The sequence below is a fragment of the Aequorivita echinoideorum genome (genome assembly GCF_018476645.1).
Classification (GTDB): domain Bacteria; phylum Bacteroidota; class Bacteroidia; order Flavobacteriales; family Flavobacteriaceae; genus Aequorivita; species Aequorivita echinoideorum.
In genome coordinates this window covers 140,692-154,372 of record NZ_JAHCTB010000001.1, presented here as the reverse complement: position 1 = coordinate 154,372, position 13,681 = coordinate 140,692, and the positions used below count along the sequence as shown (strand labels likewise).

Genomic DNA, 13,681 nt, shown 5'->3' with positions numbered 1-13,681 from the left:
AGGGGGAAAACGTATCTAAAATTACAAAAAATTATAGACTAAAAGTAAAAATCTCGGATTAAGTTAAAAATTTATGAAATCGGGTTAATTCATCTCGTTAAAATGATAAAGTCAGATCTTCGGTTTAGGTCGTGCTCCGAGTCTGTGCAGCGCACACCATCGGCGCATTTGTTGAGCAATCTACTTTCGCCATAGCCTGTGGCGCTTTCAATCCTGTCCTTCGCAATACCTTTTGAATATATATATTCTTGGGTGGCCTTTGCGCGCTTGTCAGATAAGTTCAAATTGTATTCATTCTTTCCGCGGGAATCTGTGTGCGATTCTATCTTTATGCGCATATTTGGAAGTTCATTGAAAAGATCTACCGCTTTGTCCAAAACTTGTGCAGCTTGTGGGGTTATATCCCATTTATTGTAATCGAAATAGATGGCATCCAATTTTATTTTTTCTACTCCTTTATCGTCTTTCACAATAACGTCTTCAATCTTACGGAGCTCAAAATTTACTTTTTCGGTAGCTGTCCCATCCACATCACCCGTGGTAGTTATCTGTGATTTTTCAATGAAACCATCTTTGTTAGCCACGAGGGTTACTTTTGTGTTGCAGGGTATTTTTAATTCGTATAATCCGTTGGTATCGGTTTGGGTGGTTCCCAAAATGGTATTTTCGAGATCTTTCGCAGTGACCGTAACCGCGTCCAGTTGTTGTTTGCTTAATTTGTCGGTTACTCTTCCACCTATTAGTTGGTCACATGTCAATGGTTTTCGGATAAAATAATACATATCATCATCTCCTTTTCCGCCCGCGCGGTTTGATGACAGATACCCAGATTTGCGGTCTTCATTAAATACAATTGAAAAATCATCATCGGCACTGTTCGCCACTTTGCCCAGATTTTGTAATTCTGAAAATCCCTTTTCTTCTGAAAAATTTGAGACGTACAAATCCGTTCCTCCGAAGCCCACGTGCCCATTGGAAGAAAAGTACAATTCACCATCTATAAGATTTGGGAAATAATCATTTCCGCTCGTATTTATAATTTCGCCAGCATTTTTTGGTGTGGAAAGCGTACCGTCCTCAAAAATTTCACTGTAATAAATATCCGCTTCGCCATAACCGTCCGGCATGTCTGATGCAAAAAAAAGATACTTCCCGTCCGAACTTACAGATGGATGGCCCGTAGAATATTCCGCCGCAGCAAAGAAAACAGTCTCCTTACCCGTAATCTTTCCATTTTCCAGCACTCCCTTGTAAATACTGAAATTGTTATTTTGCCCTTCATCGAGAACCAATTTGTTTTTTTTGATGGCGCTACTGGTAAAATAAACAACATTGCTGTTGGGCACCATTGCAATGGTGGCATCGTGAAAATTTGAACTTATTTGCTGCGCATAGAGCGATGGTTCCGCAAGTTGTCCGTTTTCATTTCGCTGCGCGCTAAATTGACTCAAATAGGGTTGCTCATTCCAAGCATACAGCTCCTTTGCCGCTCCTGGCCTCGAAGACGAAAAAATCACTTCATCACCGTGGATAACATTTACAAAATCAGAATATTTGGTATTGATATCCAGATTGGTGAGTGTGTAACGCGATGGCTCCTCACTTTTCAGCAAGGTGTTGAATGCTTTTGCTTCACTTTTATATTTTTGGATTTCTTCTTCATTTTGGTTTGCTTTTAGATATTTCAAATAAATAGCATCCGCTTTTTCATAATCGCGCACGCTCCGTAAACTCCGTACATAGCGTGATAGATACGGTTCTTCAAGAGTTCCGTTAGCTTTATATGTTTTTTCATAAAGCATGGAGGCTTGCCGCATATTGTTTGTGAAATAATTGGCATCAGCTGCTTTTAGATACGTCTCGGGGCTGGCATCTTTATTTTTTTCGAAATAATTATTATACAATCCCACAGCCTCCGTATATGCGTACGAATTGAGCAAGCGATCAGCTTTTTTTAGTTCTGCCTGCGCAAAGCAATGGCTCGAAATAATGGTGAATATGAATAGTATTATTTTCTTCATGATAGTTGGTTTTTAAAAATATCTGGGGGAATTGATTCTTTTATTTTTCTGGGGAAGTGAATACCTTAGTATAATCTCGTGCGTGCCAGAATTATAATTTGATAGATCGGTAAGCGTATAGTCATAGGAATAGCCTACAAAGAAACCCTCGAGAAAATTGACACCCGCAAGGCCACTTATAGCGTCATCGTAACGATAGGAGGCACCTACGGAAAATTGCTCCATGAACAAAAAATTAGCCGAAACATCCACCACCAGAGGAAAACCGTGAAGGTATTTTGCCAAAACGGTAGGCTTAAACCTTAACGAGGGCGAAAGATCAAAAACATACCCTCCAATCAAATAATATTGAATTTCCTCTTCCGCTACCGATTGTTCGATGTCATCATAAAATTTATTCGTAATAAAATCTGGCACCGATAGTCCCAAATACCAATTGTCTGAATACAGGTAGGCACCCGCACCCAGCGTTGTGCTTACGCTATTTTCTATATTTTGGGAAAGCGGGTCTATCCCCGGATTTTCAAAATTTCCTTTTGAAAAATCTACATTGAAAATTTTTGCCCCTCCTTTTAATCCCAATCCCAATTTTAATGTGGAATTTACTTGTAGCGTGTAACTAAAGTTTACATCGGCATGAAATTCATTAGCTGGTCCTATTTTATCATTTTGAAGATTAAGTCCCAGTCCTATTTTCTCATTGCGTAGCGGGCTATGAATTCCCAAATTCTGGGTCACGGGCGCGCCATCTATGCCCACCCATTGGTCGCGGTATAGGCCCACCACATCAAGAGTACCCAAGGAGCCGGCATATCCTGGATTAATGCTCATAGTGTTATACATATATTGCGTATACTGGGGATCCTGTTGTGCGTGGAGCGTTGCGGCAAAAAAAGGCACTAAAAGAATGGTGAGAATATTTTGGAAATTTATATTTGGAAGTTTCATAACGTTATATTTTAGGTGAAAATTGAATGTTTACTGAAGTGGCTTGCTGTTATTTGATTAAAAACAACCAGCCTACTTTTGGTTTATTCCCATCTCCCATATCCAAGACGTAATAATATGTATCTGAAGGTAATACTTCATCTTTTCTTGAAGCATTGCTTACATTTGCACGTCCTTCCCAAGAATTATCATACCGGTTCTTTTCGTATACCAAACTTCCGTAGCGGTTGAAAACCTTTAGATTATTGTTTGGCCAATTTTCAATACAGGTTATTGTAAAAGTGTCGTTGATACCATCACTGTTCGGGGAAAATTCATTGAATACAAATAGGCATACAGGCTCAATTCCCATTTCTGCGTAATTATTTGAGTCGTCCATATCTTCGGGGTTCGACCTCATTATTGTAGCTGTGTTCAAATAATCACCAATATTTAAAACCTTGACATTAAGCGTCAAAATAGCTGTTTCGTTTGCCGGTAAAAGATCAATGCTCCAAATTCCTATGGTTGGAATGTAGGTTCCAATAGAACTTTCGTGCGAGACATAATCGTATCCAGAAGGTATATTCTCGCTGATTTCAATCTCCGTAAAGTCATTGGGTCCAAGATTATTTACCTCAATAGTAAATTGAATAGTTTCACCGATCATTGGTGTTGGATTGTTAACAATTTTGCTGATGGTGATATCGGCGCATACCATTACAGTTTCATTGAATACAAATGTTTCGCCTGAGGTACAATCACTTTCCGAATGGTAGGAAACACTTACCGTGTTCGAGTCCATAGACGTCCAAAGGATTTCTATAAAATCATCTGTGGAGCCGCCGCCTGAAATGAGTTCGCCGCCTGTGAAATTCCATATATAGTTGGAATTCCCGCTTTCAGTGGTGTACATTACGGCTGTATTTAAACAAACATTACCAGAATTGTTTGAGCTTATGGTTGGATTTGATTGAACATTTAAAGAAACATTCACAGCAAGCCGAACGGAGCTCTCGCAACCGTTGGTCCCGGTCGCCGAGGCATAGTAGGTCAGGCCATCAACAAGCAGATCCGTTGAGGCGTAGGCGTTTCCGTTGGTAGGCGCATCATACCAAATAATATTTTGTCCAGCTGCATCCAAATCAGAAATCGTTGGGGCATCGATTGTACAAAAAGATTGATTCGTATTCGAGGTTATGGGCGCGGGCGTGTCCTCAATTGACACATTCACGGCAAGCCGAATGGAGCTCTCGCAACCATTTGCCCCTGTGGCAGAGGCATAGTAGGTCAGGCCATCAATCAATAGATCCGTTGAAGCGTAAGCGTTTCCGTCAATTGGCGCATCGTACCAAATAATATTCGGTCCTGCGGCATCCAGATCAGAAATCGTTGGGGCATCGATTGTACAAAAAGATTGATTCGTATTCGAGGTTGTGGGCGCGGGCGTGTCCTCAATTGACACATTTACGGCAAGCCGAACGGAGCTTTCGCAACCATTTGCCCCTGTGGCAGAAGCGTAATAGGTCAGGCCGTCAACAAGCAGATCCGTTGAGGCGTAGGCATTTCCATCGGTAGGCGCATCATACCAAATAATATTTTGTCCAGCTGCATCCAAATCAGAAATCGTTGGGGCATCGATTGTACAAAAAGATTGATTCGTATTCGAGGTTGTGGGCGCGGGCGTGTCCTCAATTGACACATTCACGGCAAGCCGAATTGAACTCTCGCAACCATTAGTCCCAGTCGCCGATGCGTAGTAGGTCAGTCCGTCAACAAGCAGATCAGTTGAAGCGTAAGCGTTTCCATCGATTGGTGCATCGTACCAAACGATATTTTGTCCCGTGGCATCCAGATCAGAAACCTTGGGCTCGTCGATTTCACAGAACGATTGGTCCGTACTTGAGGTTGTGGGCGCGGGCGTGTCCTCAATTGAGACATTCACGGCAAGCCGAATTGAACTCTCGCAACCATTAGTCCCAGTCGCCGATGCGTAGTAGGTCAGTCCGTCAACAAGCAGATCCGTTAAAGCATAGGCGTTTCCATCCATTAGCGCATCGTACCAAATAATATTTTGTCCTGTGGCATCAAGGTCCGCCACGGTCGGCTCATCGATTTCACAGAACGATTGGTCCGTATTTGATGTTGTCGGCGCGGGCGTGTCCTCAATTGACACATTTACGGCAAGCCGAACGGAGCTTTCGCAACCATTAGTCCCGGTGGCAGAAGCGTAATAGGTCAGGCCATCAACGAGCAGATCCGTTGAGGCATAGGCGTTTCCATCGGTTGGCGCATCATACCAAACAATATTCGGTCCAGCTGCATCCAAATCAGAAATCGTTGGGGCATCGATCGCGCAGAAGGTCTGGTCCATATTAGTTGTTGTTGGCGGAGGAGTGTCGTTAATTGTTATCTCAACCGCTAGTCTTTCCTCGCTTTCGCAGCCATTTATAATTTGTGCTGCATAATAAATCTCTCCATTGACTAAAAGCTCAGTTAATGGTAACTGGTTTCCGCCAGTCTCACTGTCATACCATAAAATGGATGTTTCATTTATTTGAATATCGGCAACTGTGGGTTCATCGACAGCGCAAAATTCCTGGGTTTCATCATTTGTTGTGGGAGTCGCTGTTCCTACAACATTAATTTCATATATATCAATGGATTGCGCAATATTTACATTCAATAGTGATTCCAATTCAATGGTGACACGATCAAAAGATGCTCCAGGTATAAAGACAATAGTAGCTTCTTGACCGTTTTGTAGAAGGGTGAGCAAATCGAGCGTAAGCAAGCTATTGATGTTGGTAGAATAAACTTGATTAAATCCATTATATGCCCTGACCGAAACTTGATTCAGCAGGCCTAAGTTTACGAGAGTAGGCTCTGCTCTTAGGGTGATTTCAAACTCACTTGTAGGAGTATAAGGCGCTGGAAAATAAACATTTTGTTGCATGGATGCTAGTACACCAACAATGCCTAAGCTTAATTCGGAATATGTAGCTTCATCTCCATCAATTGCAAATTCAGGATTTTCAACACCTGCACCACCAAGATTTAGTAGATCCAATGTTATGCCTTCACCATCAAAATCAGAATATAAAGGATCAATATTGCATTGATTTCCGCTGAAATAAAACGCATTATAAACTTCCATGCTATTGGAAGTCCCCAATAAAAGAGCGCTTGTATTATCTTGAATATAGATTCTATCATAGGCCTGGCTTGGCGTGATAGCTATATAAAAATCACCCATTGCATCTTGAACAATTCGGAATCTTCTATCCGATGGCGGAACAAGTGAGGAGCGTGAAAGCACGGTTGTTCCACCATTGCGGGCTTCAATATCAAAGAAGTGATTGCCCAGTACTACCGTTCCCAGGACATCTGCGAGGAGAGTGCCTAAACTTCCTCCCAGCAACGCATTTAGAACATCATTATCAAAATCAATTTTTACATAACTGGTTGTATTTGCAGGAACCGTAGAAGGAAAGCTCAGCTCCAGCTCTCCGCTGTAATTACCTATCCCCACTGCAATTCCACCATAGGAATTTAATGTTGCGGAATCATTATTGTCCAAAGTTGCATTATTTGCATTATCAACATTATTTTGGAAGGTAACTTGGTCTGCGAGAACTTTGGTCTGAGACAGCGCCATTTGTGAAGAGATAAGCGAACAAGCCATTAATACCATTAAAACATAGGTATAGCCAAGGCTTTCTGAAAGGTGTAGGTGTTTTTTCATAATGGTAAAATTTGGGTTCCGGTAATGGTTATTTCATTATCATAAATAATTTTTAGTGAGCACGCTGAAATGAATACAGTATGCGGTTTGACAAGCCGACAAATTTTCGAGAGTTTTTTAGTCTTCGGACTAATTAGTTAGTTTGCGAAATTTGAAAAGATTTTGCGATATTTACTTTTCAGATGTTCAAATACTTCTAAATCTTTACTTAAAAAATTAACTTTTTTGAATTAAGTTTTGAGGTTGTAACATTAACAAAAAGTAATTTTCATCGCTATAGGATCAAAATTATAAAATTATTTCTTAAAAAAATGTTAAATGTCTCAAAAAGCGATTAATTTGATTAAACGACTCAAAAAAGAGCTTAAAATCAAGAAAGACAAAGATTTATGTCAATTATTGGATATAAAACACAATACACTTTCTACTTGGAAAAAGCGAGATACATTGGATTTCAATAAAGTTTTGGCACTATGTGAAGAAAGAAATTTGGATCTTAATTACATTTTTTTTGAAGAAGAGTTTGAAGAAGAAAAGCCGGGTACAGAGGTTAATGAAACGCCTTCAGAAAAAACTATTTCTATAATACCGCAACCCCTTCTTGCCAGTAAACTTATAAATACTAATAGAAATATTGCCTTATTTGTAGATGAGGTTCCCTCCCAAAATGGTGGAAACAATGCACGAATTATTTTGGGGCAACAAGTCTCAACAAAAAAAATAAGTACTGATATTCTTTATATTGTTCAAACAAAATCCGATAAAATTTTTGTCGATCAATTGGTGGAGATTGTAAATTCTTCAAATAAATCAAATTCATATTCCCTGAAAAGTAACAGCAAAACCATCAATGTATCTGATATTGAGACCATATGGCAAGTTTTGGACGAATCTGCTGATATTGAAACTTTTTTCAATAAAAATTGATTTATTGCCACTGTTTAAAAAGTACCTTTGCATCAGTTACCCTAAAAAATGGCACAGCACAAAGCAGGATTTGTAAATATTATTGGAAACCCAAACGTGGGCAAAAGTACATTGATGAATTCCTTTGTGGGGGAACGACTTTCCATTATAACCTCAAAAGCGCAAACTACCCGCCACCGTATTCTGGGCATTGTAAATGGTGATGATTTTCAGGTATTGCTAAGCGATACGCCGGGCATCATAAAACCTGCGTACCAGTTGCAGGAAAGTATGATGGAGTTCGTGAAATCAGCATTTGAAGATGCGGATATTCTGCTCTATTTGGTGGAATTGGGAGAAAAGGATTTGAAGGATGAAAGTTTTTTCAAAAAAATTACCAGCGCAAAGATTCCGGTACTCCTTCTTATAAATAAAATAGATAAGGGCAATGAGGAACTTCTTTCAGAGGCCGTAAAAATGTGGCAAGAGAAAGTGCCGAATGCTGAAGTCTTTGCTATTTCGGCATTACAGAATTTTGGCGTGCCTGAAGTATTCAATAGAATTATTGAACTTTTGCCAGAATCGCCACCATTTTACCCAAAAGATCAACTAACCGATAAACCGGAACGTTTTTTTGTGAACGAAGCCATCCGCGAGAAGATATTGATGCACTACAAAAAGGAAATTCCCTATTCCGTTGAGATTGATACGGAAGAATTTATTGAGGATGAAGAAATTATACGCATCCGCAGCGTAATAATGGTGGAGCGCGAAACACAAAAGGGAATCATAATCGGCCACAAGGGAAGTGCGTTGAAGCGCGTAGGGATTGAGGCGCGCAAGGATTTGGAAAAATTTTTCGGCAAACAAATCCATTTGGAACTTTACGTAAAAGTGAACAAAAACTGGCGCAGTGATGAACGCCAACTCCGCCGTTTTGGCTACAACAATTAATGGTTTATTTCATTCTTTTTATTGCCCTCTTTGCATTTGCCATTTATGCCTTCCGCAAAAACAGAAAGCGCCCAGTCGAAAATTTTCCCGAAAACTGGAAAACATTATTGACGGAACACGTCCATTTTTACAATGAACTTTCTGAAAGCGATAAAAAAACTTTCCGGCAGCGGATGATGCTTTTTTTAAGCGAAGTTTACATTGAAGCCGTAAAAACTGAACTTGAAGATCTGGACAAAGTCTTAGTAGCCGCCAGCGCCGTAATCCCCGTTTTCGGTTTTAAGGAATGGCACTACAACAATTTGAGCGGAATTATAATCTATCCAGACAATTTCAACGGCGATCTTGAATTTGAACAAAATGGTGAAAGCCGGGTTATCGCCGGGCTTGTGGGTTCCGGAAGATTTGAAAAACAAATGATTCTTTCCAGAAAGGCACTGCATCACGGATTCAAAAATGCTACCGATAAAGGCAATACTTCCGTACACGAATTTGTTCATTTAATCGATAAAATGGATGGCGAGGCAGACGGAATACCCGAACAACTTTTGGAAAAACAGTACATTACGCCTTGGTTAAAATTGATGCACGAAGAAATGGAGGCCATTAACAATAACAAATCAGATATCCGGAAATATGGCGGTACCAGTGAGGTTGAATTCTTGGCAGTAGCTTCAGAATATTTTTTTGAGCGTCCCAATTTTTTCCGAAGAAAGCATCCGGAACTCTACGCAATGCTTGAAAAATGCTTCCAGCAAAACCTGGCGGATAGAAAACGAAAGTATAGAAACAAAGCTTAAAAGCGAACAAGAAGAAACTTTTTATATTGCAGATCATTGATTACGAAAGATTTATAAATTGAAATTTGTTTTTTCAATTTTTCCCGAATTACTAATAACATATGGTTATTTTTGCACCTAAATTTTAGGATATGAGCATAGTAGCCGTAGTAGGAAGACCAAACGTAGGGAAATCCACTTTTTTCAACAGATTGATTCAGCGTCGCGAAGCAATAGTAGATGCCGTAAGCGGCGTTACGCGCGATCGCCATTACGGCAAAAGTGACTGGAATGGAAAGGAATTTTCTTTGATCGATACTGGAGGCTACGTAAAAGGAAGCGATGATATTTTTGAAGCGGAAATTGACAAGCAGGTAGAACTCGCCATTGATGAAGCAGACGCTATTATTTTTATGGTCGATGTGGAAAGCGGTGTGACCGGTATGGATCAAGAGGTAGCAAAACTGCTTCGCCGTTCAAAAAAGCCTATATTTTTGGCAATCAATAAAGTAGATGCAGCTTCACGAATGAACGATGCGTTGGAGTTCTATGCCCTTGGCTTTGAGAATCAATATAATATTTCCAGCATCAATGGTAGCGGAACCGGCGACTTGCTTGATGATTTGGTAAAAATTTTACCTGAAAAAGAGGAAGAGGATGAAAGCGAACTTCCACGTTTTGCGGTTGTGGGCCGCCCGAATGCGGGAAAATCTTCATTCATCAATGCACTTATTGGGAAAGACAGATATATAGTTACCGATATTGCCGGAACCACGCGCGATAGTATTGATACCAAATACAATCGTTTCGGGTTTGAGTTCAATCTGGTAGATACAGCGGGAATCCGCAAAAAAAGCAAAGTAAAGGAAGATTTGGAATTCTATTCCGTGATGCGGAGCGTTCGCGCCATTGAGCATTGCGATGTTGTAATTCTGGTTTTTGATGCCACCCGCGGTTTTGATGGCCAGGTGGAAAACATTTTTTGGCTTGCACAACGAAATAACAAAGGCATAGTAATACTAGCCAATAAGTGGGATTTGGTTGAAGATAAAGAAAGCGGCAGCGTAAAGGAATACGAAAAACATATCCGTCAACAATGCGAGCCTTTTGTTGATGTTCCCATCGTGTTCATTTCAGTTTTGAACAAACAGCGTATTTTCAAAGCCATAGAAACAGCGGTTGAAGTATATGAAAACCGAAGCAAAAAGGTAAAGACCAGTGAACTCAACGAGGTTATGCTTCCTATAATCCAAGCATATCCGCCACCGGCCTATAAAGCTAAATATGTGAAGATTAAATTTTGTACGCAATTGCCCACGCCGTACCCAAGTTTTGCATTTTTCTGCAACCTTCCGCAGTATGTGAAAGATCCCTATAAGCGTTTCATTGAAAATAAATTGCGTGAGCATTTCAATTTTTCAGGTGTCCCCATCACAGTTTACTTCAGAAAAAAATAAAGTTTAATTAAATTTTTTCGGAAACTTTTTTTAGAAAAGCTCGTTATTTAATTAGTCGTTTTTAATTTCTCCCCGCCAAAAAACGCAATCTTAACTGAAATATAAAAACGCATGAAGAAATGTATTCTTTGGCTGGGCTTCAGCTTTTTTCCACTATTTCTTTTTTCACAAAATTTTGAAATAAAAGGGAAACTGGTGGATGAGACTGAAAATTTTCCGCTGGAATCCGCCACAATTTTTGCCGAAAAACCTGCCGATAGTTCGTTGATTACCTATACCATCAGCGGGCGCGATGGTGAATTCGAATTAAAAGGAAGAACTTCAATCACCGAAATAAATGTGAATATTACATATACAGGCTATGCTTCGGTTCGAAAAAAAGTTACTTTAAACGGCTCACCCATAGATTTGGGGACCATTAAAATGCCACTGCAAGCAGAATCCCTCGGAGACGTGGTGATTACTGCAACCCGTGCGCCCATTACCATAAAAAAGGATACGTTGGAATTCAACGCGGCTTCCTTCAGTACAAAGGCGAACGCCACCGTGGAGGATCTGTTGAAAGAGCTACCCGGGGTTGAGGTAGATGCGCAGGGAAATATAACCGTAAACGGAAAAGCGGTGAACAAAATTTTGGTGAACGGAAAGCCATTCTTTGGCGATGATCCCACCATTGCTACCCGAAATCTCACGAAGGATATTGTAGATAAAATCCAGGTTACCGAAACCAAAACAGATTCGCAGGCGTTTTCCGGAGAAAAAGGTGACGACCAAAACCAAACGATAAATATTACCATAGACGAAGAAAAAAATAAAGGGATTTTTGGAAGGGTAGCTGCTGGCGGTGGAACGGATAAACGTTTTGAATATGCGGGTTTGGTGAATTATTTTGACAACGATTTGCGTTTGAGCGCGCTTGCTGGCGGAAACAACATTAATTCTCCGGGCTTTAGTTTTGGGGAAATTGAAAAAATGTTTGGCAGCGCCAGAAACCTCAATTTCAATAGAAACGGCTCTTTCAATTTTAACGGCAGATCTTTCGGGAGCGCAGGTGAGGGAATAACCAATTCCAGAACCGCGGGAACCAATTATGCTGATGATTGGGGAAAGGGCACGGATATTAGCGCGGACTATTTTTATTCCGCGGCAAATTCTTTCAACGAAGAGCTTCGGAACCGTGAAAATATTTTGCCGGAGAACCGCTATTTTTCAACATCAGACTCCCGTTCCGAAGATGAAAGCGATACCCATTCTGCAAACATTCGCTTCAAAACCAAAATAGATTCTACTTTTTTAGTTGAAGTGCGGCCACAATTCACATTTAATAAAAGTACCAGTGATTTCACTCGAAATGAAGAAAGCCGAAGTATTGCAAATGAACTTATAAACCAATCAAACACCGATAACCAAAGTTTTAGGGAAGGAAATAATTTTGAAAACGAATTGACTGCTACCAAAAATTATGGGAGCCGCGGCGGCTATTTTAGGGTGCGGGTGAACAATAGCATCAACACGACCGTAAATGATGATTTCCGGCAATCGCTCACCCAAATATTTGGAGATGATCCCGCCACCATAAATCGGGATCAATTTATTGACGGTAACCAGCGTTCAAACAATTATGCGGTTATTCCATCCTTTAGATACCCCATTATCGCAGATACGCTTTTCTTTTATGTGGGTTATAATTTCGTGCGGGATAAACGGATGGATAAACGCAGCGTTTTTGATTTTAATGAACAATCTCAAGCCTATACCGATTTCAACGTAGACCAAAGCACAGATTTTGAGAATACCAATCAATTCTCAAAACCGCAGTTGAGCCTAACTTACAATGCAGATAAAATTTACACCGGTATTACTGTGGGCTATGTTTCCAGACGTTTGGAGAGCAATGATGCCCTGCGAAACGTAAACTTTCAGAATGACTTTAATGCTTTGGAAATGAATGCCAATTTTAGGTACCGTTTCAGTAAAAAATTCAGCATATATTCGGGTTACAGTCTTAACAACAATGCCCCAAACATAAACCAACTATCGCCTTATGTGGATGTTTCGGACCCGTTGAATATTACGCGTGGTAATCCAGATTTAAAACCATCAAACGAGCATAGGCTCTATTTTGGCGGAAATAATTACGATTACCAGACACAATCCGGGTTTTATTCCTATCTCAATGCCAGCCTTACCAATGATCGCGTGGTTCCGCAAACGATTATTGATGAAAATTTTGTGCGAAACACTACTTATACCAATGTGGACGGTAATTATAATATATCGGGGAATTTGGGCTACAATAAGACTACTGCCATAGATAGTCTGCGTACATTTAAATATGGCGCGGGATTTTATATAATGGGCGATAGAAGCGTAAATTTCAACAATAATGTAGAATATAGTAGCAACACAATAAGTTATAATCCGTCCGTAAATTTTACTTTTTCGTGGAAGGATTTATTTGAAATTACCCCCAGTTACAGAATCAATTACAGCACCAATAGTTTCGATATTGACGCTTTTGAAAATCGAAATTATACACGCCACGAGATGAATCTCCGCACCAAGACATTCTTCCCAAAATTTCTGGAATGGAACAATGATATTGAGTATGCGTACAATGCTGATGTAGCCGAAGGTTTTGACAGAAGTTATGTGTTCTGGAACAGTTCACTCGTTTACTCCTTCCTTAACGACAACGGTAGCGCCACGCTAAAAGTGTACGATTTGCTGAACCAAAACAATAATGTCCGCCGAACGTCTACACAGGATTACATACAGGATGTGCAGAGCACCGTACTGCGCCAATATTTTATGTTTACGCTAAGCTATAAGTTCAATACCCTCGGCAAAAAGGGAGAAATTCGCGATAACCCGTGGGAATAGTACAATTAG

8 protein-coding genes are annotated in these 13,681 nt (G+C 40.2%); 5 read left to right on the top strand and 3 right to left on the bottom strand.

Translation table 11 applies throughout. The features are described from left to right. Positions 1-89: 89 nt before the first annotated feature. From KIV10_RS00740 to KIV10_RS00730, 3 genes are read right to left on the bottom strand one after another with little or no spacing between them, the layout of a single operon-like run. Positions 90-2,021, bottom strand: coding sequence for an OmpA family protein (locus tag KIV10_RS00740; protein WP_214111573.1), 1,932 nt, complete (start codon positions 2,019-2,021; stop codon positions 90-92). A 12-nt stretch (positions 2,022-2,033) separates the two neighbouring features. Next, on the bottom strand, positions 2,034-2,969 hold the full coding sequence (locus KIV10_RS00735) for a PorP/SprF family type IX secretion system membrane protein (RefSeq protein ID WP_214111572.1): 936 nt from the start codon (positions 2,967-2,969) through the stop codon (positions 2,034-2,036). Positions 2,970-3,018: 49 nt separating this feature from the next. Further along, complete coding sequence (locus KIV10_RS00730; protein ID WP_214111571.1) at positions 3,019-6,693, bottom strand: Ig-like domain-containing protein; 3,675 nt, start codon at positions 6,691-6,693, stop codon at positions 3,019-3,021. Between the two features lie 339 nt (positions 6,694-7,032). Between KIV10_RS00730 and KIV10_RS00725 the strand changes: the two genes are divergently transcribed. From KIV10_RS00725 to KIV10_RS00705, 5 genes are all read left to right on the top strand, one after another. Next, the gene (locus KIV10_RS00725) at positions 7,033-7,620 is read left to right on the top strand and encodes a helix-turn-helix domain-containing protein (RefSeq protein WP_214111570.1); all 588 of its coding nucleotides are present in this window, start codon (positions 7,033-7,035) and stop codon (positions 7,618-7,620) included. Between the two features lie 48 nt (positions 7,621-7,668). After that, positions 7,669-8,553, top strand: a complete 885-nt coding sequence (gene era / locus KIV10_RS00720) for a GTPase Era (protein ID WP_214111569.1) — start codon at positions 7,669-7,671, stop codon at positions 8,551-8,553. Further along, positions 8,553-9,353, top strand: coding sequence for a M90 family metallopeptidase (locus KIV10_RS00715; RefSeq protein WP_214111568.1), 801 nt, complete (start codon positions 8,553-8,555; stop codon positions 9,351-9,353). Before era ends, KIV10_RS00715 begins: the two co-directional genes overlap by 1 nt. A 131-nt stretch (positions 9,354-9,484) precedes the next feature. After that, on the top strand, positions 9,485-10,789 hold the full coding sequence (der, locus tag KIV10_RS00710; RefSeq protein WP_214111567.1) for a ribosome biogenesis GTPase Der: 1,305 nt from the start codon (positions 9,485-9,487) through the stop codon (positions 10,787-10,789). A 111-nt stretch (positions 10,790-10,900) separates the two neighbouring features. Then, positions 10,901-13,672 (top strand): outer membrane beta-barrel protein, encoded by a 2,772-nt coding sequence (locus KIV10_RS00705; protein WP_214111566.1) that lies wholly within the window; start codon positions 10,901-10,903, stop codon positions 13,670-13,672. The last annotated feature ends 9 nt before the right edge of the window (positions 13,673-13,681 follow it).

What these genes read in the sequence shown, in the direction of transcription:
- KIV10_RS00740 (WP_214111573.1), bottom strand. Translation starts at nt 2,021, where the DNA reads ATGAAGAAAATAATACTATTCATATTCACCATTATTTCGAGCCATTGC.
- KIV10_RS00735 (WP_214111572.1), bottom strand. Translation starts at nt 2,969, where the DNA reads ATGAAACTTCCAAATATAAATTTCCAAAATATTCTCACCATTCTTTTA.
- KIV10_RS00730 (WP_214111571.1), bottom strand. Translation starts at nt 6,693, where the DNA reads ATGAAAAAACACCTACACCTTTCAGAAAGCCTTGGCTATACCTATGTT.
- era (WP_214111569.1), top strand. Translation starts at nt 7,669, where the DNA reads ATGGCACAGCACAAAGCAGGATTTGTAAATATTATTGGAAACCCAAAC.
- KIV10_RS00715 (WP_214111568.1), top strand. Translation starts at nt 8,553, where the DNA reads ATGGTTTATTTCATTCTTTTTATTGCCCTCTTTGCATTTGCCATTTAT.
- der (WP_214111567.1), top strand. Translation starts at nt 9,485, where the DNA reads ATGAGCATAGTAGCCGTAGTAGGAAGACCAAACGTAGGGAAATCCACT.
- KIV10_RS00705 (WP_214111566.1), top strand. Translation starts at nt 10,901, where the DNA reads ATGAAGAAATGTATTCTTTGGCTGGGCTTCAGCTTTTTTCCACTATTT.